The sequence below is a fragment of the Paracoccus angustae genome (assembly GCF_042648745.1).
In the GTDB taxonomy this organism is placed as follows: domain Bacteria; phylum Pseudomonadota; class Alphaproteobacteria; order Rhodobacterales; family Rhodobacteraceae; genus Paracoccus; species Paracoccus angustae.
The window spans coordinates 120095-145719 of record NZ_JBHRXY010000008.1; the positions used below are offsets into that span (position 1 = coordinate 120095).

Annotated in this window: 28 protein-coding genes; 15 read left to right on the forward strand and 13 right to left on the reverse strand. The window is 68.3% G+C overall.

Annotated features, from left to right (window positions below):
* Nucleotides 1–6: 6 nt before the first annotated feature.
* The 8 genes from flgH to ACFOM8_RS12040 are packed head-to-tail and all read right to left on the reverse strand — an operon-like array spanning nt 7 to nt 4016.
* Nucleotides 7–729, reverse strand: a complete 723-nt coding sequence (gene flgH, locus ACFOM8_RS12005) for a flagellar basal body L-ring protein FlgH (protein WP_377761609.1) — start codon at nt 727–729, stop codon at nt 7–9.
* Nucleotides 730–744: 15 nt separating this feature from the next.
* Complete coding sequence (gene flgA, locus ACFOM8_RS12010; RefSeq protein WP_377761610.1) at nt 745–1158, reverse strand: flagellar basal body P-ring formation chaperone FlgA; 414 nt, start codon at nt 1156–1158, stop codon at nt 745–747.
* Nucleotides 1158–1943, reverse strand: coding sequence for a flagellar basal-body rod protein FlgG (gene flgG, locus ACFOM8_RS12015; protein WP_377761612.1), 786 nt, complete (start codon nt 1941–1943; stop codon nt 1158–1160). Before flgG ends, flgA begins: the two co-directional genes overlap by 1 nt.
* 11 nt (nt 1944–1954) lie before the next feature.
* Entirely contained in the window at nt 1955–2671 is a 717-nt protein-coding gene (locus ACFOM8_RS12020; RefSeq protein WP_377761614.1) for a flagellar hook-basal body complex protein, read from the reverse strand.
* A 2-nt stretch (nt 2672–2673) separates the two neighbouring features.
* Complete coding sequence (locus tag ACFOM8_RS12025) at nt 2674–2940, reverse strand: flagellar biosynthetic protein FliQ (RefSeq protein ID WP_207468471.1); 267 nt, start codon at nt 2938–2940, stop codon at nt 2674–2676.
* A 3-nt stretch (nt 2941–2943) separates the two neighbouring features.
* Nucleotides 2944–3228: a flagellar hook-basal body complex protein FliE gene (locus ACFOM8_RS12030; RefSeq protein ID WP_377761616.1), complete on the reverse strand. Its 285-nt coding sequence runs from the start codon at nt 3226–3228 to the stop codon at nt 2944–2946.
* Nucleotides 3229–3240: 12 nt separating this feature from the next.
* The gene (gene flgC / locus ACFOM8_RS12035; RefSeq protein ID WP_377761618.1) at nt 3241–3633 is read right to left on the reverse strand and encodes a flagellar basal body rod protein FlgC; all 393 of its coding nucleotides are present in this window, start codon (nt 3631–3633) and stop codon (nt 3241–3243) included.
* Nucleotides 3633–4016 (reverse strand): FlgB family protein, encoded by a 384-nt coding sequence (locus ACFOM8_RS12040; RefSeq protein ID WP_377761620.1) that lies wholly within the window; start codon nt 4014–4016, stop codon nt 3633–3635. Before ACFOM8_RS12040 ends, flgC begins: the two co-directional genes overlap by 1 nt.
* Before the next feature lie 85 nt (nt 4017–4101).
* Between ACFOM8_RS12040 and ACFOM8_RS12045 the strand changes: the two genes are divergently transcribed.
* Nucleotides 4102–5436 (forward strand): FliI/YscN family ATPase, encoded by a 1335-nt coding sequence (locus ACFOM8_RS12045; RefSeq protein WP_377761622.1) that lies wholly within the window; start codon nt 4102–4104, stop codon nt 5434–5436.
* A gap of 112 nt (nt 5437–5548) precedes the next feature.
* A complete protein-coding gene (locus ACFOM8_RS12050) occupies nt 5549–6280 on the forward strand; it encodes a Crp/Fnr family transcriptional regulator (RefSeq protein WP_377761624.1) in 732 nt (243 codons plus the stop codon).
* Nucleotides 6281–6292: 12 nt separating this feature from the next.
* Here the strand turns inward: ACFOM8_RS12050 and ACFOM8_RS12055 are convergent, their stop codons facing one another.
* A complete protein-coding gene (locus tag ACFOM8_RS12055) occupies nt 6293–7084 on the reverse strand; it encodes an extensin-like domain-containing protein (RefSeq protein WP_377761625.1) in 792 nt (263 codons plus the stop codon).
* Complete coding sequence (locus ACFOM8_RS12060; RefSeq protein ID WP_377761627.1) at nt 7081–8364, reverse strand: L,D-transpeptidase family protein; 1284 nt, start codon at nt 8362–8364, stop codon at nt 7081–7083. The genes ACFOM8_RS12055 and ACFOM8_RS12060 overlap by 4 nt, the downstream gene beginning before the upstream one ends.
* 166 nt (nt 8365–8530) lie before the next feature.
* On the opposite strand from ACFOM8_RS12060, the gene ACFOM8_RS12065 reads away from it, so the two are divergent.
* Nucleotides 8531–9784 (forward strand): TRAP transporter large permease subunit, encoded by a 1254-nt coding sequence (locus ACFOM8_RS12065; RefSeq protein ID WP_377761629.1) that lies wholly within the window; start codon nt 8531–8533, stop codon nt 9782–9784.
* Here the strand turns inward: ACFOM8_RS12065 and ACFOM8_RS12070 are convergent.
* Complete coding sequence (locus ACFOM8_RS12070; protein WP_377761631.1) at nt 9781–10536, reverse strand: GntR family transcriptional regulator; 756 nt, start codon at nt 10534–10536, stop codon at nt 9781–9783. The two genes, ACFOM8_RS12065 and ACFOM8_RS12070, sit on opposite strands and share 4 nt — an antisense overlap.
* Before the next feature lie 188 nt (nt 10537–10724).
* Here ACFOM8_RS12070 and ACFOM8_RS12075 point away from each other — a divergent pair, with 188 nt between their 5' ends.
* The 5 genes from ACFOM8_RS12075 (at nt 10725) to ACFOM8_RS12095 (ending at nt 15978) form a co-directional block, all read left to right on the forward strand.
* Nucleotides 10725–11927 (forward strand): MFS transporter, encoded by a 1203-nt coding sequence (locus ACFOM8_RS12075; protein ID WP_377761633.1) that lies wholly within the window; start codon nt 10725–10727, stop codon nt 11925–11927.
* Nucleotides 11924–13630 (forward strand): glycosyl transferase family 90, encoded by a 1707-nt coding sequence (locus tag ACFOM8_RS12080; RefSeq protein WP_377761635.1) that lies wholly within the window; start codon nt 11924–11926, stop codon nt 13628–13630. Before ACFOM8_RS12075 ends, ACFOM8_RS12080 begins: the two co-directional genes overlap by 4 nt.
* A 20-nt stretch (nt 13631–13650) precedes the next feature.
* Nucleotides 13651–14130: an ureidoglycolate lyase gene (locus ACFOM8_RS12085; protein ID WP_377761637.1), complete on the forward strand. Its 480-nt coding sequence runs from the start codon at nt 13651–13653 to the stop codon at nt 14128–14130.
* A complete protein-coding gene (locus ACFOM8_RS12090) occupies nt 14127–14759 on the forward strand; it encodes a ribonuclease HII (RefSeq protein WP_377761639.1) in 633 nt (210 codons plus the stop codon). Before ACFOM8_RS12085 ends, ACFOM8_RS12090 begins: the two co-directional genes overlap by 4 nt.
* An 88-nt stretch (nt 14760–14847) precedes the next feature.
* A complete protein-coding gene (locus ACFOM8_RS12095) occupies nt 14848–15978 on the forward strand; it encodes a site-specific DNA-methyltransferase (protein ID WP_377761641.1) in 1131 nt (376 codons plus the stop codon).
* A 96-nt stretch (nt 15979–16074) separates the two neighbouring features.
* On the opposite strand, the gene leuD is transcribed toward ACFOM8_RS12095, so the two are convergent.
* Entirely contained in the window at nt 16075–16680 is a 606-nt protein-coding gene (gene leuD, locus ACFOM8_RS12100) for a 3-isopropylmalate dehydratase small subunit (RefSeq protein ID WP_377761643.1), read from the reverse strand.
* A 12-nt stretch (nt 16681–16692) separates the two neighbouring features.
* Nucleotides 16693–18129 (reverse strand): 3-isopropylmalate dehydratase large subunit, encoded by a 1437-nt coding sequence (gene leuC / locus ACFOM8_RS12105; protein ID WP_377761645.1) that lies wholly within the window; start codon nt 18127–18129, stop codon nt 16693–16695.
* Between the two features lie 221 nt (nt 18130–18350).
* Here leuC and ACFOM8_RS12110 point away from each other — a divergent pair, with 221 nt between their 5' ends.
* The 7 genes from ACFOM8_RS12110 (at nt 18351) to ACFOM8_RS12140 (ending at nt 25481) form a co-directional block, all read left to right on the forward strand.
* The gene (locus ACFOM8_RS12110) at nt 18351–19706 is read left to right on the forward strand and encodes a mechanosensitive ion channel family protein (protein WP_377761647.1); all 1356 of its coding nucleotides are present in this window, start codon (nt 18351–18353) and stop codon (nt 19704–19706) included.
* A 77-nt stretch (nt 19707–19783) separates the two neighbouring features.
* On the forward strand, nt 19784–20206 hold the full coding sequence (gene rsfS / locus ACFOM8_RS12115; protein WP_377761707.1) for a ribosome silencing factor: 423 nt from the start codon (nt 19784–19786) through the stop codon (nt 20204–20206).
* 10 nt (nt 20207–20216) lie between these two features.
* Nucleotides 20217–20684: a 23S rRNA (pseudouridine(1915)-N(3))-methyltransferase RlmH gene (gene rlmH / locus ACFOM8_RS12120; protein ID WP_377761649.1), complete on the forward strand. Its 468-nt coding sequence runs from the start codon at nt 20217–20219 to the stop codon at nt 20682–20684.
* A gap of 178 nt (nt 20685–20862) precedes the next feature.
* Nucleotides 20863–22380, forward strand: coding sequence for a 2,3-bisphosphoglycerate-independent phosphoglycerate mutase (gene gpmI / locus ACFOM8_RS12125; RefSeq protein ID WP_377761651.1), 1518 nt, complete (start codon nt 20863–20865; stop codon nt 22378–22380).
* A complete protein-coding gene (locus tag ACFOM8_RS12130; protein WP_377761653.1) occupies nt 22377–23549 on the forward strand; it encodes a murein hydrolase activator EnvC family protein in 1173 nt (390 codons plus the stop codon). Before gpmI ends, ACFOM8_RS12130 begins: the two co-directional genes overlap by 4 nt.
* Nucleotides 23550–23566: 17 nt before the next feature.
* Nucleotides 23567–24997 carry a S41 family peptidase gene (locus tag ACFOM8_RS12135; protein WP_377761654.1) on the forward strand — a complete coding sequence of 477 codons (1431 nt, stop codon included), beginning with the start codon at nt 23567–23569 and terminating at the stop codon, nt 24995–24997.
* Nucleotides 24990–25481, forward strand: a complete 492-nt coding sequence (locus tag ACFOM8_RS12140) for an RNA pyrophosphohydrolase (RefSeq protein ID WP_377761656.1) — start codon at nt 24990–24992, stop codon at nt 25479–25481. Before ACFOM8_RS12135 ends, ACFOM8_RS12140 begins: the two co-directional genes overlap by 8 nt.
* Nucleotides 25482–25625: the final 144 nt, after the last annotated feature.

Consider the following 25625-nt stretch of genomic DNA (forward strand, 5'->3'; position numbering starts at 1 on the left):
GCGGCCTCAGTAAGGCAGAATGACATCGGCCAGCTGCTGGCCGAAGCGGGGTTGCTGGACATCCGTGATCTGCCCGCGCCCGCCATAGGAGATGCGCGCCCCCGCGATGCGGTCATAGGCGATCTCGTTGCTGCGGTCGATGTCGGCGGGGCGGACGAAGCCGCTGACCGTCAGTTCGCGCAATTCGTAGTTCACGCGCACTTCCTGGGTGCCCTCGATCTGGAGGGTGCCGTTGGGCAGCTGGTCGATCACGGTGGCGGCGACGCGCAGGGTCAGCTTGTCGCGCCGGGTGATGTTGCCGCTGCCCTTGTAGGACGACGAGGCCTCGGCCTGGGCCAGGTTGTCGAAGCTGCCGCCCTCGGGCAGCTTTTCGTTCAGCCGCTGCGGGATGCCCACCATCTGCGGGATCGACACGCTTTCGTCCGAGGACCGGCTGCGCCCCGAGGTGTTGGTCATCTGCGCCTCGTCGTCGATCTCGATCACCACGGTCAGGATGTCGCCGCGCGTCGCCGCCCGCCGGTCGCTGATCAGCGAGGACGTGGTTCCGGCCCAAAGCGAGGCCGCGGCCTCGGGGCGGCCGGAATCGACGGGAATTTCCAGGGGCGGGTTGGTCATGGCGATGAATTCCTCGCTGTTGCGGGGCGAGGTCAGGCTGGGGGGCTTGCCCATGTGGTCGGTGCGCGCGCAGGCGGCGGCAAGGGCCAGGCACAGGAAAAGGGTCGGTTTCATGGGGAATCCTTTGGTCTATTTCATCGCCAGCAGGCTGCCGTCGGGCTGAACCACGGCGCTGACGGTGGCGCGCGATTCCAGGTTCATGACGCGGATCACATCGCCCGCGGCGCCGTCCGACAGGGTCCGCGCCTCGGTCACGATGCGCAGCGCGCCGCGCCGGAAGACCAGCGGATGGATCTGATTGCGGGAGATCAGCTTGGGAGCCTGCAACAGCGAGGCTTGCAGCGGGCGGCCTTCGTGGATGGTGATGCGGGTTTGCAGCCCGATCGCCTCGGACGGGTCCGACAGTCCGGGCCGGTCGCCGTCGATGGCGCGCAGGTCGCCCGCCGTGATGACCGTGCCCGCGGGCAGGGTGCGCGCCGCCGCCAGCACCGCCGCGTGCGCGGGCAGGGGCGACAGCGCCAGAAGCAGGATCAGCCAGCGCATCAGCGCACCTGCGTGGTGGCCGACAGCATCTGGTCGGCGGCGGTGATGACCTTGGCGTTCAGCTCGTAGCCGCGCTGCGCCTTGATCAGTTCGGTGATCTCGCGCACGGAGTCGACCGAACTGTCCTCCAGATAGCCCTGGCGCAGCGTGCCAAGACCGTCCTGGCCCGGCGTGGTCAGCTGGGGCGTGCCCGATGCGGCGGTTTCCAGGAACAGGTTGGACCCGATCGCCTCGAGCCCCTTTTCGTTGGAAAAGCCCGCAAGCGTCAGCTGGCCCAGCATCTCGGGTTCGACCTGGTCGCTGAAATAGGCGTAAACCTCTCCGGCGGCATTGATGGAGATCGTGCTGGCGTCGTCCGGGATGGTGATGCCGGGCGCGACCGGATAGCCGTCCGAGGTCACCACCAGCCCGTCAGGGGACCGCTTCAGTCCGCCGTCGCGCGTATAGGCCGAAATGCCGGAGGGCAGCGTCACCTCGAGATAGCCGTCGCCGTCGATGGCGAGATCAAGGTCGCCCCCGGTCTGGGTCAGCGAGCCCTGTTGCAGGTTGATGCTGACAGCCGTGGGGCGCACGCCCAGGCCCAGCTGGACGCCTGCCGGGATAACGGTACCGTCGGCGGCGGTCACGGTGCCGGGACGGGTCGCCTGCTGATAGGTCAGGTCGGCGAATTCCGCCCGGCGGGCGTTGTAGCCGGTGGTGGACATGTTGGCCAGGTTGTTCGAGATGACCTCGACCCTGGTCTGCTGCGCGCTCATGCCGGTGGCGGCGATCTGCAAGGCTCTCATGGTGACACCTTTCAGCGGGTCATGCCGGTGATCGCGCTGCGGATGCGCTGATCTTCGCGGTCAAGGAAGGATTGGCCCAGCTCGTAAGCGCGCTGGACTTCGATCATGCGGGAAATCTCGAAAACGGAATCGACGTTGGATTCCTCGAGGAAACCCTGGCGGATGCGGGCGTCCTCGACGGGTTCGGGGGCGGCGTCGGTGGTGAAGGACGTGCCGCCCTGGTGGGTCAGCTGCGCGTCCCCGGGGGCGGTGAAGACGCCGATCTTGCCGAAAGCCACGCCATTCGCGGACAGCGTGCCGTCTGCGCCCACCGCGACATCGCTGGCGCCGGACGGCACGATGATCGGCGCCATGCCTTCGTCCAGCAGGCGGAAGCCGTCGGCGGTCATCAGCTCGCCCTCGGGCGAAGGCAGAAAGGCGCCGGCGCGGGTCAGGCGGTTGCCTTCGGGCGTTTCGACCAGAAAGAAGCCCTCGCCCTCGATCGCCAGGTCGAAGTTGCCGTTGGTCTGGGTCAGCACGCCCTGGTCCAGATCCAGCATCCGGCCGCGGGCATGGGCCATTGACAGCGTGTCGCCATGCCGGTCAAGCGCCGAGAGATGTTCGGCAAAGATCACGCCCTCGCGCCGGAAGCCGGTGGTGTTGGCGTTGGCGATGTTGTTGGCCACCACGCGCATCTCGGCCATCAGGCCGGACTGCCGAGTCAGCGTCGCATAGATCGCGTTGTCCATTGTCAGCTTCCCGCGATCAGGGGGATGATCTGGCCGAGATAGAAATCGGACAGCGCCGTGGTCATGAAGCTCATGGATACCCAGAAGACCGCCAGCATCAGCCCGACCTTGGGCACAAAGGTCAGCGTCATCTCCTGGACCGAGGTCAGCGCCTGGAACAGCCCGATCACCACGCCCGCGATCAGCGCGACCGCCAGCATCGGAGCCGAGATGCGGACCGAGATCAGCAGCGCCTGGCGCAGCATGTCGAACAGCAGCGTTTCATCCATGGATCACACCGGCATCCGCAGGATTTCCTGATAGGCCTCGACCACCTTGTCGCGGATGGCGACCACCGTTTCCATGGTCAGCTCGGCCTCGGCGATGGTCTGGACCAGGCGATGCGTCTCGATCTGGCCGGTCATGGCGCCGGTCGCGGCCTGGTCGACCTGGCCCATCTGGGCGGCGAAATCCTCGGCCGCCTGCGAGATCGCCTGGACGGCGGGACCGGGCTGGCCGGGGGCCACGGCATTGCGGGCGGCGGAATAGGCTCCGGCTGCATTCAAACTGGCAAACATGGGCGACCCTTTCTAGCGACGCAGAAGTTCCAGAAGCGACGCGCCCATCTGGCGCGTCTGCTCGAACATTTTCAGGTTGGCTTCATAGCTGCGGCCCGCTTCGCGCGAATCCGCGATCTCGATCACCAGATCGACGTTCGATCCCAGGTAATAGCCGTTCTCGTCCGCCAGGGGATGCGAGGGGTCGTAAACCCGCGGCAGGTCCGTCCGGTCCAGCCGCAGCCTCGAGGCCTCGACCTCGCCGGTGGGGCGGCCGAAATCGGTGGCCTCCTCAAAGGTGACCAGCTTGCGGCGGTAGCCGGGCGTGTCGGCATTGGCGATGTTCTCGGCCGTGTGGCGCAGGCGTTCGCTCTGGGCGCGCATGCCGGATGCCGACAGGTGCAGGGCGGAAACGGGACGGTCCATCACGCCCTCCGCCCGATGCTGGTGCGCATCAGGTCGAGCGCCGAGCTGTAGATGCCCAGCGACAGGTCGTGGCTGCGCTTGACCTCGGCCGCCTTCAGCATCTCCTCCTCCAGCGAGACCGAGTTGCCGTTGGGCGAGACGCCGGTTTCCGCCGTGGCGGCATGGGCGGCGGGGGACCATTCCGGCGCGTCCAGGTGACGCGGATCGGTGGTCCGCATCGGCGCGGATGCCGCGCGGTAGCTGTCGGCGAAGGATGCCACATCCTCGGCCTTGAAGCCGGGGGTGTCGGCATTGGCGATATTGCGGGCGACGGTGGTCTGCCGCTGGCTCGCGTGCTGGCCCAGGGCGCGGGCCATGCGCATCATTTCGATCTTTTCAAACATGAGGCTTCTCCTCATTGGCGATAACCCGGTCTTAACCCCGATTCGTTTAGAAACCGTTTGCGGCTTGAAAAAACAGGGGGCGGAGATGGACCACTTGACCTCGATCGCGGCGCGGATCGCCGATCTGCGCATCACCCGGCACTTCGGGCGGGTGCATTCGATGCAGGCCGGGCTGATCCGGGTCGAGGGGTTGAACAGCCATGCCTCGGTCGGGGACAGGGTTCTGATCTCGCTGCAAAAAGGCCATGTCGCGGGTGAGGTCGTCGGGCTTGCGCCCCGTCATGCCGATGTGCTGCCCGAAGGCGATGCCGAAGGGCTGTCGGTCGGGGCCGAGGTCGAGCTGCTGTTTGCCCCCACCATCGCCCCCTGCGACGCCTGGGTGGGGCGAATCATCGACCCCCTGGGCCAGCCGCTGGACGGCCGTCCCCTGCCCAGGGGCCGCGAGCCGCGCCCCTACCGCCGCGAGGCGCCGCCCGCCGTGCGCCGCAAAAGGCTGGGCGCGCGCCTGCCCACGGGTTTCGCGGTCTTCGACACGCTGCTGCCGCTGGTCACGGGCCAGCGGATCGGGCTGTTCGCGGGATCGGGGGTGGGCAAGTCCACGCTGCTGTCCGGGCTTGCCAAGGGGGTGCAGGCCGATGTGGTGGTCATCGCCATGATCGGCGAACGCGGGCGCGAGTTGCGCGAATTCGTCGAGAAGACCCTGGGCCCCGAAGGCATGGCGCGGGCGGTGATCGTGGCCGCGACCTCGGACCGTTCCCCCCTTGTCCGGCGGCGCTGCGCCTGGGCGGCGATGGCCGTGGCCGAGCATTTCCGCGACCAAGGCCGCCATGTCCTGTTTCTGGCCGATTCGATCACTCGCTTCGCCGAGGCGCATCGGGAAATCGCCCTGGCCGCGGGCGAGCCTCCCAGCTATCGCGGCTTTCCGCCCTCGGTGTCGAACCTGATCATGGCGCTGGCCGAACGGTCGGGGCCGGGGCTGGAGGGGACGGGCGACATCACCGGCATCTTCAGCGTGCTGGTGGCGGGGTCCGACATGGAGGAACCGGTCGCCGACATCCTGCGCGGCACCCTGGACGGCCATGTGGTGCTGGACCGAACGATTGCAGAACGTGGGCGCTTTCCGGCCATTGATGTGGTAAGATCGGTGTCGCGGTCCTTGCCCGACGCCGCCACCGCTGACGAGAACAGGATGATCGGCAAGGCCAGGGCCGCTCTTGGCGCCTATGCGGAATCCGAACTGATGATCCGCGCGGGCCTTTACGCACCCGGATCGGACGCGCGGCTGGATGAAGCGGTGAAGCTTTATCCCCAACTCGACGACTTCGTGACGCGCAGGACGAACGGGGTCGCGGACAGCTTTGTGGAACTTGCCGCGGCGCTCCGGGTTCAGGGCAACCCGCGCCACGGCGCGCGGGCGTAATTCAGGGTGCAAGCGGTTGAGATCGCTTAATGAATGTTAGACGGGGGAACCGGCCCATTGCGCAGTGCAGCGCGATTTGCAACTGTCTTCTGCCAGAGTTAAGGGGACGGAATTGGCAATCACCGAGTATTTTGTCCGTTATCTTCAAAGGCGTGACACTCTGGCCCCGAAAGATCTGGAACGCCTGCGGGCCGTAAGGACCGAACACGCGAGCTATGGCGCGGGCGAGGTGATCGTTCCGGCCAACAGCAGTCCGGCCCGCAGCTGCATGATGCTGCGTGGACTGTCCGCGCGATCCAACCGGCTGGTCGGGCGGCCCGACGACCGCGTGATCACGGCCCTGCACGTGCCCGGCGACTTTGTCGATCTTCACGCCTTTGTCCTGGCGAGGCTGGATCATTCCATTGTCGCGGTCGGCCCTGTCGAGGTCGAGTTCATCGACCATTCCGAACTGACCAAGATCACCGAGAACTTTCCCCATCTGACCCGGCTTCTGTGGATGGCCACCCTGATCGACGCGGCGATCCACCGGCAATGGCTGGTCGCCGCCGCCTCGCTGCGGTCCAGCGCGCATCTGGCGCATCTGCTGTGCGAGATCTACACGCGCCTGAATGCCGTCGGCGCGGCCTCGAACGGGCAGTTCCAGTTGCCGCTGCTGCAACGCGAACTGGCGGATATCCTGGGCTATTCCCCCATCCATGTGAACCGCGCGGTCCGGGACTTGCGCGATCGCGGTCTGATCCGCTGGTCGGGATCGGACATCACCATCATCGACTGGAAGGGTCTGGTGCTGTTGTCGCGCTTCGACCCGTCCTATCTGGATCTGGAGCGCGCCAGGCGCTGATCCCCCGCGCCGTCACTGGCACAGCCGCCAGCCGCCGCGCCGGACGGCCGTGTCCAGGTGCAGGTGGTCGTCATGCGCCTCGTTCGAACCGGGGCCCAGAACCGTGGTGAAGAACAGGCAGCCGGAGGCGCGGATGGTGCGCTGAAACGCCTCGGCCAGATCGCCCGTCTCGGTGCGCGGCTGGATCGCCAGGGGTTCGGCATCCGCGAACCGGATGGCGGCGATGTCGATGGCGTTGCCAAGCGCATGTTCCGACAGCTTCGGCTGCGCCTCGCCCGTGCCGATGCGCGGGCGGCAGTCATAGGTGGTGCCCAGTTGCAGGCCCGTGACGCGGGGCGCCCCCGGCAGCATGACCGCCGCCGGACGCAGGAAATCGCGCGCCCAGAAGCCGAGCCCCCGCGCCGTGTCGCAGCGCATCACCGCGCCGCCTTCCAGAACCAGGTCGGGCAGGATCCGGTCCACCCGGATCGGCCGGGCGATGCCGCAGTCGGGATCCTCGGGGTTCGTGATCGCGGGCTGTTCGGCGTAAACCGTGCCCAGATGGGCCAGCGCCAGCTTGCAGGCGGCAAGCTGCTGATCGGTTTCCCGCAGCATCCACCAGGCAGGAGGGGCGGGGGGGCCGAAAACCTCGGCCGGCCCGGGCGGCGCGGCCTTTGCTTCCGCCCCGGAAGGGCGCGGTGACGGGGGCAGTGACGGAGGAGGCGGGGGCGCGGCATCCTGGGGCCGCTCTGGCGGGCGGTCCTGCGCGCTGGCGGGTGTCAGCGACACGCACAGTCCCAGCAGGATCGCGCCCGCCCGGATCATGGCCGTTCCGCGACGGGCGGGACGACGAAGCCGTCGGGCAGGGCGCCGGTCAGCGCATCGGACAGCGGATCGGCGGGCGGAACCCGCGCGTCGGCGTCCTCCTCGGAGGTGTTCTCGTAGACCGGCTCGGCCCGGGCGCGCTTGGCGGCCAGGGGATCCGTGTAGTCGAGCGGTTGTTCCGGGGCGGCAGGGATGGCCGGATCGGCGACGGCGGCGTCGGCGGGGGCTTCCAGCGGCTGGGACGGGGCCGGGGTTCCGGTCGTGGCGCCGGTCGCATCGGCGATGGTGATGCCCTGGGGCAGGAACTCGACCGCGGTGGCGTTGACGCGGACCATATGGGCCAGCTCCTCGGCGTCCCAGTTGGTCAGCCGCACGCAGCCCATCGACTGGTTGCGGAACAGTTGCGAGGGCGTCGGCGTCCCGTGGATGCCGTAGGTCGGCTTGGACAGCCCGATCCAGACGGTGCCCACCGGCCCGTTCGGTCCTGGCGGCACCACCAGAACCTTGTCGTTGTCGCCCTGCTGGAAGTTCTTCTTCGGGTTGTAGGTGTAGTTGGGGTTCAGCGCCACCGTCGCCACCTGGTGGTTGCCCGAAGGCGAGGGCGTGGCCGAAGATCCGATCGTCGCCGGATAGTCCACCAGCAGCCTGCCGTTGGCGTCGAACCCGGCCACGCGGCGGGTGTTCACGTCCACCAGGATGCGCGCCACCGTGCCGCGCATCCGGCTGCCGGTGTTGATGACCTTGATCGTGGCGCCGGGCACCAGGTCGATGCCGGGGTTCAGGAAGGCGATGAACTTCTCGTCCATGTGGAACCGCTCGCCCAGGCGTTCGGCGACGCTGGTATGGGCCATGGCGGGCATCTTCGCCTTTTCGGCATAGTCCGTCGGGATCGCGTCCACCAGGCCCTGCGCGTCCTCGGGGGCGATGGTGTAGTCCTGGGTCGCGGGCTGCGCCGCAAAGGATTGCAGCAGGTTCCAGACATGCGGGTCCATCACCCCGTCGATGGGCAGGCCGGACCGGCGTTCAAAGGCCATGATGGCGCTTTGGCTCATGCCGCCCTTGAAGCCGTCGATCACGCCGGGCGAGATCCCGGATCTGTCCAGCAGCACCTGCACCTTTGTCGTCAGGGCCGACCGCCCCGAAGGCAGGTCGCCGCCGTTGTAGCTTGCGGCCTCCACATCGGCCGCCAGAAAGGGCTTGTCGGTCTGGGCCTGCGCGGGCAGGGCACACAGCGAGGCAAGCGCCAGGGCAAGCAGGGTGGAGGTCGAAAGGCGCGGCATGGGGATCTCCGTCGGATGGGCGCAGCATTGGCGGTCCTGCGCGAAACCGCCAGATAGACCGCCGGTCACATTTCGGTCAATTCCCGTTTGAGTTCGCCGCCGCCGCGGCATAGCCTGCCCCCGCGGCAGCATATCCGGGGACAGGGTGACGGGCGAGGGAATGGGCATGGCGGGCCTTGCCGCGGTGGCGGCGGCGGTCGCGCTGACGGCCCTGCGGATGCCGGCCGCCCTGGCGCTGATGCTGTCCGGCGCGGCCGGGCTGGCCTGGACGGGAACCCTGGACCGGGCGTGGGATCCGCTGGCGGCGCTGCTGTGGTCGCCGGATCTGGCGCTGGTGCCGCTGGTCCTGATGCTGGGGAACACCGCCTTCTACGCAGGCTTCGCCACGCGGGTGCACGACGCGGCAGCCGTGATCCTGCAAGAAAGGCGGGGCGGACTTGCCCTGGCGGCGATCGGGGGCTGCGCGGGTTTCGCCGCGGCCTCGGGGTCGTCCCTGGGCTGCGCCGCCACCATGTCGCGCATCGCCATGCCCGCGATGCTGCGCGCGGGATACGATCCGCGCCTGGCGGGGGCCTCGGTGGCGATGGGCGGAACGCTGGGCGCGCTGCTGCCGCCGTCGATGCTGCTGATCGTCTGGGGGCTGCTGTCGGGAACGCCGGTGGGCGCGATGATCCTGGCGGGGCTGCTGCCGGCGGCCTTGTCGCTGGCGGGAATGGTCGCCACCGTGCTGTGGTGGGTCCGGCGCGACCCGCGCTCCGCGCCCCTGCCGCAGCCGGCGACGGTCTCGCCCGGCGCGGCGCTGCGCGCGGTCTGGCCCGCGCCGGTGCTGTTCGCGATCGTCGTGGGCGGGATCGCCTCGGGCCTTCTGACGCCGGTGGCCGCCGTGGCGATCTGCCTGGCCCTGACGCTGGGCCTTGGCCTGGCCCAGCACCGCCTGACCCCCGGGACGCTGTGGTCCGCCCTGCGCGAGGCCCTGCGGCAGACGGGCGCGGTTCTGCTGGTGCTGGTCGCGGCGAAGCTGTTTCTGGTCTTTCTGGACATGACGGGCATTCCGGCGGCGCTGGCGGACTGGGCGGCCGGGATGCCGCGCCTGGGCGTCCTGGCCCTGCTGGTTCCGGCCTGCGCCGTTCTGGCGCTGCTGGCCGAGCCGCTGGCGATGCTGGCGCTGTTGCTGCCCTTCGGGCTGGCCCTGGCCGACGCCTGGGGCCTGGATGCCGTCTGGGCCGGCATCGCGGCCGTCAAGCTGATCGAGATTGCGCTGGTCCTGCCGCCCTTCGGGCTGATCGCCGTTATCGTCGCAACGGCCAGCAGGACCGTTCCGTCCGGCCCGATCCTGTCGGGCGTCGCGCGGTTTCTGTTTGCGGACCTTCTGGTCCTGGCCGCGATCGTGCTGTTCCCGGCCTTGTCGGGCTGGCCTTAATCCTCGGACACCAGGCGGTGCTGGGGCGGATAGAACTGGCGGGCGAAGGACACGGGGGTCGTGTCGCTCCAGTTGGTGCGCTCGATGGTCAGCACGGGGGTGCCTTCGGCGATCTTCAGGTGGCGGGCGCAATCACCCGTGGCGGCATCCGCCAGGATCGAGAAACGGCCATGCGTCAGCGCCACCTGGCTTGCCAGCCATTCGTGGGCGGACCGCTCCTCCACGTCCTGGCGGGTCAGGGGCGGCAGGATGCGCGGGTTCAGCCAGACCGATTCGCAGCAATGCGGCTGGTTGTCGGCGGTATAGGTCGCCTTGACCAGCACCAGCTCCTCGCCGGGGGAAACCTGAAGGGCGCGCGCGGCGGCATCGGTCGGCAGGCGGGTCATGAAGTTGGACAGGCGATAGGCATAGGCCGCGCCCATGGCCTCGATCTCGGTGCGGATGGCGGGCATGTCCAGCACCGTGCGCCGGGCCGAGGTGGCCGCCACCCGCGTGCCCACCTTGCGGCGGCGTTCGATGATGCCGCTGTCGGCCAGCTCGCGCAGGGCCCGGTTCACGGTGGCGCGCGCGCAGCCCAGGCTGACCGCCAGTTCCTGTTCGGTGGGAATCAGTTCGCCGGGCGGCCATTCCCGGCTGCGGATCCGGTCCAGGACATCCGCGCGGACCGATTGCCAGGTGTTCATCCGCCTGCCGCCGCCCGCCGCGCCGGATGCGCGCAGCGACCGGACCAGGTTGCCGGGTATTTTTGCCATTTTTTTACTGTGGAACTCGAAACATACAACCTGACCAATGTCGGAAAGAGTTGACGCAAAAGGAAGCTGTCCAAATCGACAGTGGACACCGACCGGCAAAGGCTTGCCCAAGCCGGAGGCGACAGTCCGCTTGCGCCGGGCGGTGCGGCTGCTATTGCATGATGTGCAGCCGACCGCAGGGGGGAACGATGCGCGCCGAGGCCACCACCGCGAACACCACGGCTGCCACAGGCACCGCCTGGGGCATCCTGACCGCCATCAGCCTGTGCCACACCGTCAACGACGTGATGCAGTCGATGCTGGCCGCGATCTATCCGCTGCTTCAGGTCGAATTCTCGCTGAGCTATGCGCAGATCGGGGTGATGACCTTTGCCTTCCAGGTCACGGCATCCCTGCTGCAACCGCTGATCGGCATGGCGACGGACCGCCATCCGCAGCCGCGCTCGCTGCCCTTCGGCATGGCCTCGACCTTTTGCGGGGTGCTGCTGCTGGCCTTTGCGCATCACTACGGGATGCTGCTGGCGGGGGCGATGCTGATCGGGGTGGGATCGGCGGTGTTCCATCCCGAAAGCTCGCGCGTGGCGCGGCTGGCATCGGGCGGGCGCTTCGGCACGGCGCAGTCGCTGTTCCAGATGGGCGGCAATTTCGGGCAATCCCTGGGCCCCTTGCTGGCGGCCTTTATCGTGGTGCCGCTGGGCCGCCCGGCGGTGGCCTGGTTCGCCGTGGCCGCGGCCGGGGGCGCCGCGCTTCTGTGGCATGTGGGCCATTGGGCCGAGGGACGGCGCCGCGCCGCCACCGCCAAACCCGACACCGCCCTGCGCCTGCCCCGCGGCATCGTGATCCGGGCCATCGTTGTGCTGGCGGTCCTGACCTTCACGAAGAACATCTATACCGCCTCGATGAGCAGCTATTTCACCTTCTTCACCATCGAGAAGTTCGGCCTGGGTCCGCAAGGCGCGCAGATCATGCTGTTCCTGTTCCTGGGCGGGATGGCCGCGGGCGTGATGCTGGGCGGGGTCGTCGGCGACCGGATCGGACCCTTGCGGGTGATCTGGTTCTCGATCCTGGGGGTGCTGCCGTTCACCCTGCTGCTGCCCCATGTCGGGCTGGCGGCGACAGGGGTGCTGGCGGTGATCATCGGGCTGATCCTGGCATCCGCCTTTCCGGCCATCGTGGTCTTTGCGCAGGAACTGGTGCCGGGCCGCACGGGCACCATCGCCGGGCTGTTCTTCGGCTTCAGCTTCGGCATGGGCGGCATCGCCGCAGCCGCCCTGGGCGTGCTGGCCGACGCGCAGGGGATCGAGCGGGTGTTCGTTCTTTGCTCGTTCCTGCCGATGCTCGGCGTTCTGACGATCTTTTTGCCGCGGCCGGGGCGTCTGATCGGCGGATGACGGACAGGGCGCTGTTCGTCCACATCAGCCCCGATAACTGCGGCGAGGCGCGGCTGGCCCGGCTGTTCCGCCGCAACGGCCATGCCGCCGTCTGCCACGACAACGGGCGCCTGGCCGAGGACATCCTGTTTTCCCGCGCCCGGGACGGCGATCCCCTGGGCGCTTGGCCGGGCACGGTGCTGTTTGCGGGCCTTTACCGGCACGCCCCCCATTGGCGTCCGCCGCTCGAGGCATGGCGGCGGTTCGGCTGGCTGGCCCAGCGTTTCCCGCAGGCGCGCTTCATCCTGACGCTGCGCCGCACCGAGGACTGGATCCTCGACCGCCTGACCCGCGACGGGGGTGCCGTCGCGCGCTGCCATGCCCATCACCGCGCCTGCGACACGGCCGGCCTGCCCGATCTGTGGGAAGCCGACTGGCAGGCCCATCTGGCGGCGGTGGATGCCTTTTTCGGCGCCGATCCGCGCCTGATCCGCGTCGATCTGGACCGCGAAACGCCCGCCGATCTGGCCGCCCGGCTGACGCCGCTGCTGCCGATGCCCGACCCCGGCTGGCAGCAAGGCTGGTTCCCCAGGTCGGAGGGCGCGTCCCCGGGTCCGGTCCGGCTGCCGATCCCGGCCCCCGCCGAACGGGTCGATCCGGCCTATGCCGAGAACGTGGCCGCCTTCTGCCTGCGCGGCCTCGAGCCCGGCGCGCGGCCTGACGGGGGATTTTCGGAATATTTTTCCGTATGGGACGGCGGCAAGGTCGTGACCGACCGCCACGGCGCCCGCCGCCGCATCGCGGTCCAGGACGGCATCGCCTTGTCCGCCCCCGCCCGGCACTTCAAGCTGATCCGGGCCGAAGCGGTGATCAACGACGCCCTGCGCCTGGACCGCCCCATGCCCCTGCGCATCGACATGGAGGATTCGCGCTGGTTCGGATCCCCCCAGGGCGAGCCGCTGGCGGCCCCGGTCCTGTGCCACAACCGCCGCAAGGGCGCGAAGAATGCCGTGCTGTGGCCCCTGCCGGACCAGCACAGCATCGGCCTGGCCGGTTTCGATCCCGATGCCGCGCCGGATCCGATCCCGTGGGAAGACAAGCTGGACCGGGTGGTGTGGCGCGGCATGATCTCGGGCAGCGAGATGACGGGCGGCGTCAGGCCCGGCCCGGCGTCCCATGCCATCCTGCGGCAACTGGCCCAGGCGGGAAACGATGCCTCGATGCGGCAGGCGGCCTGGGACCGGCTGTGCAACACCAACCGGCTGGCCTTTCTGCGGCGCTGGTGGGGGCATCCCGACTTCGATCTGGGCGTGGTGATGGCCTGGGGGTATCGCGACTTTGCCCGCGATCCGCTGCTGGCGCCTTACTGCACGCCCCGCCAGGGCCGCGCCTTCTTCCGCCGCTTCCGTTACCAGCTTTGCCTGACGGGCTACGACCACGGATCGAACTTCATCGGCGCCATCGACGGCCGATCCGTGCTGCTGGCCGAGGAAGACGGGTGGGAGGTGTTCTATTCCGGCCGCTTCCAGCCGTGGAAACACTATATTCCGCTGGAACGCTTTTGCGGCGACATTGCCGAAAAGCTGGCCTGGGCGCGCGAAAATCCCGGCGAATGCAAGGCCATGGCTGCGGCGGCCCGGGCCGAGGCCGCGTTGTTGCGCCGCCCCGCCGCGCGCCGGGCAATCATGGCGCGGATCCTCGACGGGCTGGCGGCGGCAGGATAAGCCATGGGCAGGAGGAACCCATGACCACGATCCGCATCGAACCCCTCACGCCCGAAGCCTTTGCCCCTTTTGGCGACGTGCTGGCCCCCCGCGCCGCGCCAGACCGCATGATCAACGCGGGCCGCTGCGAACGCCACCACGCCCTTGCCACCGTGGAACGGTCCGGGGGAGAGGCGATCATCTCGATCTTCCGGTCCCAGGCCGTCAGCCTGCCCTATGACTGCACCCTGCTGGAACGCCACCCCCTGGGCAGCCAGGCCTTCATGCCGCTGGGACCGGACGCCTGGCTGTCGATCGTGGCCCCGGACGAGGGCGGCAGGCCCGGGGTGCCGCGCGCCTTTCTGGTGCCTGCGGGCACGGGGGTGAACCTGCGCGCGGGGGTCTGGCACGGCGTCCTGACGCCCCTGGACCGGCCCGCGGATTTCCTGGTCGTGGACCGGGAGGGCGAGGGCGTGAACCTCGAAGAGGTGACCATCGCCCCTGTAACCGTCACCGCATGATTCCGCCCGACTTCAGCTTCGAACTGGCCGCCCTGGGGCGTGGCGCCCGCCGCGTCGCGGGCGTGGACGAGGTCGGGCGCGGCCCCCTGGCCGGGCCCGTCACCGCATGCGCCGTGGTGCTGGACCCCGGCAACATCCCCGGCGGGCTGAACGATTCCAAGAAGCTGACGGCGAAGCGGCGCGAGGCCCTGGCCGAATGGCTGATCGCCCACTGCGATCACTGCGTCATCCATGTCGGCGTCGAGGAGATCGACCGCCTGAACATCTATCACGCCTCGCATCTGGCGATGTGCCTGGCGGTGAAAGGCCTGCGGCACAGGCCCTGTCATGTCCTGGTGGACGGCAACCGCGTGCCGCGCGACCTGTCCTGCCCCGGCGAGGCCATCGTGGGCGGCGATGCGCGCTGCGCGACGATTGCCGCGGCCTCGATCCTGGCCAAGGTGGCGCGCGACCGGCTGATGGTGGATTTGGCGCAACATCATCCCGGCTATGGCTGGGACACCAACGCGGGCTACGGAACCCCCGCGCACAAACGGGCCCTTCTAGATTTGGGCGTGACCCCTTACCATAGGCGTTCGTTCGCGCCCGTCCACAACATCTTGTGTAAACCCCCGCTGGCAAGTCATTGATTCAAAAAAGAAATTGACGCCGATTCGGGTCTGAATCATGTTAACGGGATACCAGACCGGCCCAAGCCGGCACTTTCCCGAGGCAAAGATGATCAAGACCAAGGAACAGCGCATGGCAGCCGCGCGCCCGCTTCCCCTCAACCAGATTCTGGCGGGCGACTGCGTTCCCGTGATGAACGCGCTTCCCGAAGCCAGCGTGGACCTGATCTTTGCCGACCCGCCCTACAACCTGCAACTGCGCGGCGACCTGCACCGGCCCGACAATTCCAAGGTCGATGCGGTGGACGACCATTGGGACCAGTTCTCGAATTTCGCCTCCTACGACGCCTTTACCCGCGACTGGCTGGCCGCCGCGCGCCGCCTGCTGAAGCCCAACGGGGCGATCTGGGTCATCGGCAGCTATCACAACATCTTCCGCGTGGGCGCCGAGATCCAGAACCAGGGCTTCTGGATCATGAACGACGTGATCTGGCGCAAGTCGAACCCGATGCCGAATTTCCGCGGCAAGCGGCTGACCAACGCGCATGAAACGCTGATCTGGGCGGCGAAGTCCGAATCGGCGAAATACACCTTCAACTACGAGGCGCTGAAGTCGCTGAACGAAGGCACGCAGATGCGGTCGGACTGGGTGCTGCCCATCTGCAACGGCGGCGAGCGGCTCAAGGACGCGGCGGGCGACAAGGCCCACCCGACGCAAAAGCCCGAATCGCTGCTGCACCGCGTGATCATCGGCACCACCAATCCCGGCGACGTGGTGCTGGACCCGTTCTTCGGCACCGGCACCACCGGGGCGGTCGCCAAGATGCTGGGCCGCGACTTCATCGGGATCGAGCGCGAGGCCGCCTATCGCGAGGTGGCCGAGCGCCGCATCGGCCGCATCCGCCGCCTGGACGCCGAGGCTTTGGCCACCACCCGCGCCAAGCGGGCGGAACCGCGCATCCCCTTTGGCCAGGTGATCGAACGCGGCATGCTGCGCCCGGGCGAGGAGCTGTTTTCGATGAACAACCGCCACAAGGCCAAGGTCCGCGCCGACGGGTCGCTGATCGGCAACGACGTAAAGGGCTCGATCCACCAGGTCGGCGCCGCGCTGGAAGGCGCGCCCAGCTGCAACGGCTGGACCTACTGGCATTACCGGCGCGAGGGCCGGATGATCCCCATCGACATCCTGCGCCAGCAGATCCGCGCCGAGATGGAGGGCGAGGTGTCCCGCCCGAACTGATCCCCCGAGGTTCGCCACGTTCCCCCGGCTGCCGCCATCAGGGGAACCGCCTTGCCCCGCCATCCTTGCATGGCGGGGCTTTTTCAGGCCGTCCCCTCAGACCCAGGGACGGGCTTGGGCCATCCGCGTCTCGTAGCTTTCGATAACGGGGGCCTTCTCCATGGTCAGGCCGATGTCGTCCAGCCCGTTCAGCAGGCAGTGCTTGCGGAAGGGATCGACCTCGAAGGCGAAGGACTGCCCGTCCGAGGTGGTGACCGTCTGGTTTTCCAGATCCACCGTCATGCGGGCATTGGCGCCCTTGCGGGCATCCTCCATCAGCACGTCCACGGCGTCTTGCGGCAGCACCACGGGCAGGATGCCGTTCTTGAAGCAGTTGTTGAAGAAGATGTCGGCGAAGCTGGTGGAAATCACGCAGCGGATCCCGAAATCCAAAAGCGCCCAGGGCGCGTGTTCGCGCGAGGAACCGCAGCCGAAATTGTCCCCGGCCACGATGATTTCCGCTTGCCTGTAGGCGGGCTGGTTCAGCACGAAATCGGGCAGTTCGTTGCCGTCGCGGTCATAGCGCATCTCGTCGAACAGGTTGACCCCGAGGCCCGACCGCTTGATCGTCTTGAGGAACTGCTTGGGGATGATCATGTCGGTGTCGATGTTGACCAGCGGCATGGGCGCCGCGATCCCGGTCAGGGTGGTGAACTTGTCCATGATCGGGTCTCCTTACACCGTTTCCGCCGCAAAGGCGCGGACATCCACCAGATGCCCGGCCACCCCCGCCGCCGCCGCCATGGCGGGCGACATCAGATGGGTGCGGCCCTTGTAGCCTTGGCGTCCCTCGAAGTTGCGGTTGGAGGTCGCGGCGCAGCGTTCGCCGGGGGCAAGCTGGTCGGGGTTCATCCCCAGGCACATGGAACAGCCCGCAAGCCGCCATTCGAAGCCCGCGTCCTTGAAGATCCGGTCCAGACCTTCCTCCTCGGCCTGGGCGCGGACAAGGCCCGATCCGGGCACAACCATGCCGCGCACGCCTTCGGCCAGCCTGCGGCCTCGCAGGATCTGGGCGGCGGCGCGCAGATCCTCGATCCGGCCGTTGGTGCAGCTTCCGATGAAAACCGCGTCGATGGCGATGTCGGTCAGCGGCGTGCCGGGGGTCAGGCCCATGTAGTCCAGGGACCGCCGCGCGGCCTCGACCTTGCCGCCGGTGAAGTCCTCGGGCGCGGGCACGGTGGCGGTGATGGGCAGCGCGTCCTCGGGGGACGTGCCCCAGGTGATGGTTGGGGCGATGTCCTCGCCGCGCAGGGTGACGACCTTGTCCCAATGCGCGCCGTCGTCGCTGTAAAGCGTCTTCCACCAGGCGACCGCCGCGTCCCATTGCGCGCCCTTCGGCGCGTGGGGACGGCCCTTGACATAGTCGAACGTCGTCTGGTCCGGCGCGATCAGGCCGGCGCGGGCGCCGCCCTCGATGGCCATGTTGCAGACCGTCATGCGGCCTTCCATGGACAGGCTGCGGATCGCCTCGCCGCAATATTCGATGACATGGCCGGTGCCGCCGCCGGTGCCGGTCTTGCCGATGATCGCCAGCACCACGTCCTTGGCGGTGACGCCGGGGGCAAGGCGGCCCGTCACCTCGACCTTCATGTTCCTGGATTTCTTCTGGATCAGCGTCTGCGTGGCCAGCACATGCTCGACCTCGCTGGTGCCGATGCCGTGGGCCAGCGCGCCAAAGGCCCCGTGGGTCGAGGTGTGGCTGTCGCCGCAGACCACCGTCATGCCGGGCAGGGTCCAGCCCTGTTCGGGGCCGATGATATGGACGATGCCCTGGCGGATGTCGGTCACGGGGTAATAGACCACGCCGAATTCGCGGGCGTTTCGGTCCAGCGCCTCGACCTGGATGCGCGATTCCTCGTTGTCGATGCCGCTTTCGCGGTCCCAGGTGGTGGGCACGTTGTGGTCGGGCACGGCGATGGTGCGTTCGGGCGCGCGGACGGTGCGGCCGGTCATGCGCAGCCCTTCGAAGGCCTGGGGGCTGGTCACTTCGTGGACCAGGTGGCGGTCGATATACAGAAGGCAGGTGCCGTCGGGCTGGCGGTCCACCACATGGGCGTCCCAGATCTTGTCGTAAAGCGTCCGCGCGGCGGCGGTTTGGGGCTCAAAGGTCATGGCTGTCTGGCTTTCGGCTGTGATGCGTCGGATGGCGGCAAAGGCTCGGCTGCGGCGGAACCGCAGCCCGTCACAGTCGCGCCGTGACGCCGCGCGTTTCGCCAAAGAACCGCGACGGCAGCCGCGCGCGGTCATGGATGTCGAAATAAATGAACCCGGACATGGCCGATCTTTTATGCGCCTTTTGGCGTTGACGCAATATTGTCGGAGGTGAGAACGGGATGGAGCCGGTCGGTCCAGACATCGTGGATGCCGCCCAGGGCCTGTGGTCGCGCATCGCCCTGTTCTTCGAAACGATGATCCTGCCCACGCGGCTTTATCAGCTGGCCGCCATCGCCGGGCTGATCCTGTCGTCCTGGGCCATGGGGCGGATCGCCGCGCGCCTGTGGGGCGACTGGCTGCACAGGCGCGACAACTGGCCGAAAGGCTGGCTGCGGCTCGGGGTGCTGATCGGGCGCCGGCTGGGGCTGATGATCTTCGCGGTTCTCGCCTGGGCCGTCGTGTTGGTCATGCAAGAGATCACCTGGCCTTCGCGCAGCGTGCTGATCGCCCTGGCGGCCTCTATCGCGACGGCCTGGCTGGCGATCTTCTTCCTGGTGCGGCTGATCGCCAACCGCTTCCTGCGCCGGACGGTCAGCTGGATCGCCTGGGTCTGGGTCACGCTGTTCCTTCTGGGCCTGACGGAACCGGCGGGCGATTTCCTGGACAGCATCGCCATCACCCTGGGCGAGTTGCGCTTGTCGGCCCTGACCGTGCTGAAGGCGCTGGTTGTGACCGGCCTGATGATCGGCGCGGCGCGGGCCTTGTCGCGGCTGATCTCGGGGCGGCTGGCCCGGAACGAGGACATCTCGCCCACGATGCGGGTGCTGACCACGAAGCTGTTGCAGATCATGCTGTTCAGCCTGGCGCTGATCGTGGGCCTCAAGGCGGCGGGCTTCGACCTGACCGGCCTTGCGGTCTTTTCCGGCGCGGTGGGCGTGGGCCTGGGCTTCGGGTTGCAGAAGGTCGTCTCGAACCTGGTGTCCGGCGTGATCATCCTGCTGGACAAGTCCGTAAAGCCCGGCGACGTGATCAGCCTGGGCGACACCTTCGGCTGGATCGAGGAACTGGGCGCCCGCTATGTCAGCGTTGTGACCCGCGACGGCAAGGAATACCTGATCCCGAACGAGGATCTGGTTACGGGCCAGGTGGTCAACTGGTCCCACACCAACAGCTTCGTGCGGCTGGACCTGAAGTTCGGCGCCTCCTACGACGACGATCCCCACAAGGTCAGCGCCGTGGCCATCGCCGCGGTCAAGACCGTGAAGCGCGTGCTGACCCATCGGCAGGCGGTCTGCTGGGTTACGGGCTTCGGCGACAGTTCCATCGACTATGTGCTGCGATTCTGGATCGACGACGCGGCGGGCGGGCTGACCAACGTGCGCGGCCAAGTCTATCTGGCGCTGTGGGACGCCTTCAAGGAACAGGGCATCACCATCCCCTTCCCGCAGCGCGAAGTGCGGGTTCTGAACGCCGCGCCGCCGGTCCGCATGGGCGAAGCCCGGCCGGACGGCGCGGAAGCGGGCAGCGATCATTGAGATGTCGCGAAAACTTGCTATCTTTATACCATCCCCTGCGCCGGGGGCGATCGGCGCGCTGACCGGAGGATACAACCCTGTCACAAGACGTCTCGCCGGCCACGGGGCCGGCTGCGACCCCCGCGGCGCATGATCTGACCAGCGACCAGATCCTGGACCGCATCCTGTCCTCGCTCGACGACGACAAGGCCGAGGACATCGTTACCATCGACCTGCGCGGACGGTCGGCCATGGCGGATCACATGGTGATCGCATCGGGCCGCAGCGCGCGCCAGGTGGGCGCCATCGCCGAAAAGCTGGCCGAACGGATGAAGCAGCTGACCGGCCGCACCCCCCGCATCGAAGGCAAGGACACCGGGGACTGGGTGCTCATCGACACCGACGACGTGATCGTCCATGTCTTCCGCCCCGAGGTGCGGGAATTCTATCAGCTCGAAAAGATGTGGATGCCCGCCGACGCCCTCAGCCGCGTCCGCGACGGGGCCCGCCCGGCGATGTAGTCGGGCCAACGTGCGAATCGACATCGCCGCGGTCGGGCGGCTGCGGAAAGGCCCCGAGGCGGCGATGGTGGCGGATTACCTCGACCGTTTCGCCAAGACCGGGCGCAGCCTCGGCCTGCCGCCCATCACCCTTCACGAGGTCGAGGACAAGCGCGGCGGCGGCATGGCCGCCGAGGCCGAGCTTCTGGCCCGCGCCGTCCCGCCCGGCGCGGCCCTGGTGATGATGGACGAACGGGGCGAGCAGCCGACCTCTCCCGATTTCGCGCGCCGGCTTGCGGGCTGGCGCGACGGGGCGCGCGATGTCTGCTTCGTGATCGGCGGCGCGGACGGGCTCGATCCGGCGCTGCGGGCGCGGGCCGACTGGCAGATCAGCCTGGGCCGCATGGTCTGGCCGCACATGCTGGTCCGGGTGATGCTGGCCGAACAACTGTATCGTGCCGCGACGATCCTGGCCGGCTTGCCGTATCATCGCGCATGAGCGCGGCAACGGGGCCTGCGAAGCCCTGCCGAGACGCGACGCCCGGGTGAAACAGGAACGGTTCTTCACCTTTGCGCAAATATCCTCGGGGGGTCCGGGGGGCGAAGCGCCCCCGGCTTCGCCGGTTGCCGCAACCGCCGCGTCGGCGTAACAAGGCGCAAATCATCCGAGGGGCGATATGACGAAACCTGTGGTCCTGTGCATTCTCGACGGTTGGGGCATCTCGGACCGCCCCGAACAAAGCGCGCCGGATCAGGCCGCGACGCCGAATTTCGACCGGCTGATGCGCGACTGCCCCCACGCGACGCTGACGACCTTCGGTCCCGACGTGGGCCTGCCGCGCGGCCAGATGGGCAATTCCGAGGTGGGCCATACCAATATCGGCGCGGGACGCGTGGTCGCCATGGATCTGGGCCAGATCGACCTGGCGATCGAGGACGGCAGCTTCGTGGGCAACGAAGGGCTGGTCCGTTTCGTGGAACGGCTGCGCGCCACCGGCGGAACGGCGCATCTGATGGGCATCGTGTCCGACGGCGGCGTGCACGGCCATGTGGTTCATGTCCAGGCCGCCATCCGCGCCATCGCCGGGGCGGGCGTGCCGGTTGTTCTGCACGCCATCACCGACGGGCGCGACGTGCCGCCCCAATCGGCCATGGGCTTTGTCACCGAATTGCAGGGCACGCTGCCCGAAGGCGCACGGATCGGCACGGTGATCGGGCGCTATTTCGCGATGGACCGCGACAACCGCTGGGAACGCGTGGAACGCGCCTATCGCGCCATCGTCGCGGGGCGGGGGGAACCTGCCCTGTCGGCCGACCTGGCCGTGACCGACGCCTATGCGCGGGGCGAGACGGACGAGTTCATCCAGCCCTTCATCATCGACGGCTACAACGGCGCGATGGACGGGGACGGGTTCTTCTGCCTCAACTTCCGCGCCGACCGGGCGCGGGAAATCCTGACGGCGCTGGCCGATCCGACCTTTGACCGGTTCGACACGTCCGACCGGCCCGAATGGGCGGCGCTGCTGGGCATGGTCGATTACAGCACCCGGCACAACGAATACATGGCCACGGCATATCCCAAGCGGCAGGTGCTCAACACCCTGGGGGCCTGGGTCGCGGCCAAGGGCCTGCGCCAGTTCCGCCTGGCCGAGACCGAGAAATACCCCCATGTCACCTTTTTCCTGAACGGCGGCAAAGAGGCGCCCGAACCGGGCGAGGACCGCTTCATGCCCGCCAGCCCCAAGGTCGCCACCTATGACCTGGCCCCCGCCATGGCCGCCGACGAGGTCGCGGCGAAGCTCGTCGAGGTGATCGGCGCGGGCTATGACCTGATCGTGGTGAACTTCGCCAATCCCGACATGGTGGGCCATACCGGCAGCCTGCCCGCCGCGGCCCTGGCCTGCGAGGCCGTGGACCGCGGCCTGGGCCGGATGCTCGATGCCCTGGACCGCGCGGGCGGCGCGGCGGTGATCTGCGCCGACCACGGCAATTGCGAAACGATGATCGACCCCGTGACCGGCGGGCCGCATACCGCCCACACCACCAACCCGGTGCCGGTGATCGTTTACGGCGGCCCGGCGGGCGCAAGGCTGCGCAACGGGCGGCTGGCCGATCTGGCGCCGACCGTTCTGCACCTGATGGGCCTTGACCGGCCCGCCGAGATGACGGGCGAAAGCCTGATCGTGGCCGCATGAGGTTTCTGCTTCCCCTGGCCTTGGCCGCCTTGGTCGCCGCCGCGCCGGTTCAGGCGCAGGAATCCTCGGTCGGCGCCGCCGTGGCCGAGGCGCAGGACGCCGCCGCCCAGCTGCGCGCCGCCGTTTCCAAGCTGGCCGATGCGCTGACCGCCGACGACCAGGTCGTCGCCCTGACCGCGGTGATCCGGGGCTACGAACAGGGCCTTGCCGCCCTGCGCGAAGGGTTGCGCCAGGCCAGCGCGCGCGAGGCGGAGCTGCGCGCCCGCTTCGAATCGCAGCGGGTCCAGCTGGCCTCGGTCTTGGGCGCCATGACGGCGTTGCAGCGATCGCCCGAAACCACGATGCTGCTGCATCCGGCGGGCGCGCTGGCCAATGCGCGATCCGGCATGGTGCTGGCCGACGTCACCCCCGGGTTGCGCGCCGAGGCCGAGCGGTTGCAGGACGACCTGCGCGAAATCGCCACCGTGCGCGAATTGCAGGCGGGTGCCGCGCAGATGCTGGGCGCGGGCCTGGCCTCGGTCCAGGAGGCGCGCAGGCTGCTGGCCAGTGCCGTCACCGACCGCTCCAGCCTGCCGATCCGCTTTGCCGAGGCGCCCGCAGAGCTGCAAAAGCTGCGCGACGCCGCGCAATCGCTGGACGAATTCGCCGCCGGTGTCGCCAAGGTCCAGATGGACGTGGGTCCGCCCATGGAGGATTTCGAGGGCGCCAAGGGCAGCTTGCCCCTGCCCGCGGTGGGCACGATCCTGCGTCTTTACGGCCAGCCCGACGCGGCCGGCGTCAAGCGCCCCGGCTGGGTGATCGCCACGCCCCCCGCCGCGCTGGTCACGACCCCCTGGCCCGCGACGATCCGATACCGGGGTCCGCTTCTGGATTACGGCAATGTGATGATCGTCGAGCCCGCGCGCGGTTATCTTCTGGTCTTTGCGGGCATGTCGCAGGTGTTCGGGGAAGTGGGCGACGTGCTGCAAGCGGGCGATCCCTTGGGCCTGATGGGCGGGACCGAGGCCTCCGCGCAGGAATTCGGTGCGCAATTCGTGGCCGATGCCGCAATCGGCGGCAATGCAGGGCAGACCGAATCCCTGTATCTGGAATTGCGCAAGGGACAGGAAACTCTGGACCCGGCGGAATGGTTCATGCTGAATTCCGTCACGGGGGTCCGACAGGACTGAAGGCAGGAAAGGCCGACATGAAACATTATCTGATCGCGGGCGTGGGCGGCGTTCTGGCCGGAGCCCTGCTGACCACCCAGATCGCCGGGCCGCTGGTGGCGCAGGAAACCGGCAGCAACGCGTCGATCTACGAACAGCTGGAACTGTTCGGGAACGTCTTCGAACGCGTCCGCGCCGACTATGTCGAGGCGCCCGACGACAAGGAACTGATCGAGGCCGCCATCAACGGCATGCTGACCTCGCTGGATCCGCATTCCTCATTCCTGTCGGCCAGCGACTACGAGGACATGCAGACCCAGACCCGCGGCAGCTTCGGCGGCCTGGGGATCGAGGTCAGCCAGGAGGAAGGGCTGGTCAAGGTCGTCTCGCCCATCGACGACACGCCCGCCGCCGAGGCCGGGGTCCGGTCGGGCGACTTCATCACCCATGTGAACGGCGAATCGCTGATGGGCCTGACGCTGGACCAGGCGGTGGACATGATGCGCGGCCCCATCGGGTCCGAGATCACCGTCACCATCCTGCGCGAGGGCGAAACCGAGCCGTTCGATCTGACCATGACGCGCGACACGATCAAGCTGACCGTGGTCAAGACCCGGATCGAGGGGAAATCGGTCGTGCTGCGCGTGTCCACCTTCAACGACGAGACCTACGACACGCTGAAATCCGAACTGGACAAGGCGGTCAAGGACGCGGGCGGGATCGACAAGGTGACGGGCTTCGTGCTGGACCTGCGCAACAACCCCGGCGGGCTGCTGAACCAGGCGATCAGCGTGTCCGACGCCTTCCTGGACGCGGGGGAAATCGTCAGCACCCGCGGTCGCAACCCCGAGGAAAGCGAACGCTGGAACGCCGAGCCGGGCGATCTGGCCCAGGGCAAGCCGATGGTGGTGCTGACCAACGGCGGGTCGGCCAGCGCGTCCGAAATCGTCGCGGGCGCGTTGCAGGATCACCGCCGCGCCATCGTCGTGGGCGAAAAGACCTTCGGCAAGGGGTCGGTGCAAACCGTCATGCCGGTAACGGCCGAAAGCGCCATCCGCCTGACAACCGCGCGGTACTACACGCCGTCGGGCCGCTCGATCCAGTCGCTGGGCATCCAGCCCGACATTCTTGTCGCCCAACCCGCCCCGCCGCCCGCCTCCGAGGAGGAAGAGGAAGGTCCGCGCAGCCAGTCGAACTTCGGCCGGTCCGAGGCCGACCTGCGCGGCGCGCTGAACAACGATTCCGTCAGCGACGACGAGAAGAAGCAGATGGAGCAGGAGGCCGCCGAGGTCGAGGCCACCGCCAAGCTGCGCGAGGAGGATTACCAGCTGGCCTATGCCGTGGACATCCTGAAAGGCCTTGCCGCCGTCGATTTCCAAGCGGGGCAGGTGCCGGCCAGCGAAACCCCCGCCGTGACGGGCGAGGGGTCGGGGACCGAAGGCCCGGGCGCGGCCAACACGAATGGCTGACGAGGAGCGGACCGGGCCGGGCGGGCTGCCCTATCGGCCCTGCGCGGGCGTGGTGCTGATCAACGCCGACGGGCTGGTCTTCGCGGGCCAGCGCATCGACATGCCCGGCGCCTGGCAGATGCCCCAGGGCGGCATCGACGGCGACGAGACCCCGCGCGAGGCCGCCCTGCGCGAGCTGGTCGAGGAGACCGGCGTGTCCCCCGACAAGGTCGAGATCCTGGGGGAAACTCCCGGCTGGGTTTATTACGACCTGCCGCCGGAATTGCTGGGCAAGGTCTGGAAAGGCCGCTTTGGCGGTCAGCGTCAGAAATGGGTGCTGATGCGGTTCCTGGGGGACGATGCCGACATCCGCATTGACACCGGCCATCCCGAGTTCGAGGAATGGCGCTGGATGCCCGCGGCGGCGCTGCTGGAAAACATCGTGCCGTTCAAGCGCGGGGTTTACGAGGAGGTGCTGGCGGCGTTCCGGGAGTGGCTGCGGTAAAGGTTGTCTGGACGAAAAGGGCGGTTTGCGGACAAACCTGCCGCTTGCCGCAACGGTTGCGGCGGCCTTGGCGAAGGAGATGCGAGATCGCGGAACATCCGTCCTGGCTTCGGCATTGCTGTTCCCGGGAACATCGCCGTCTTA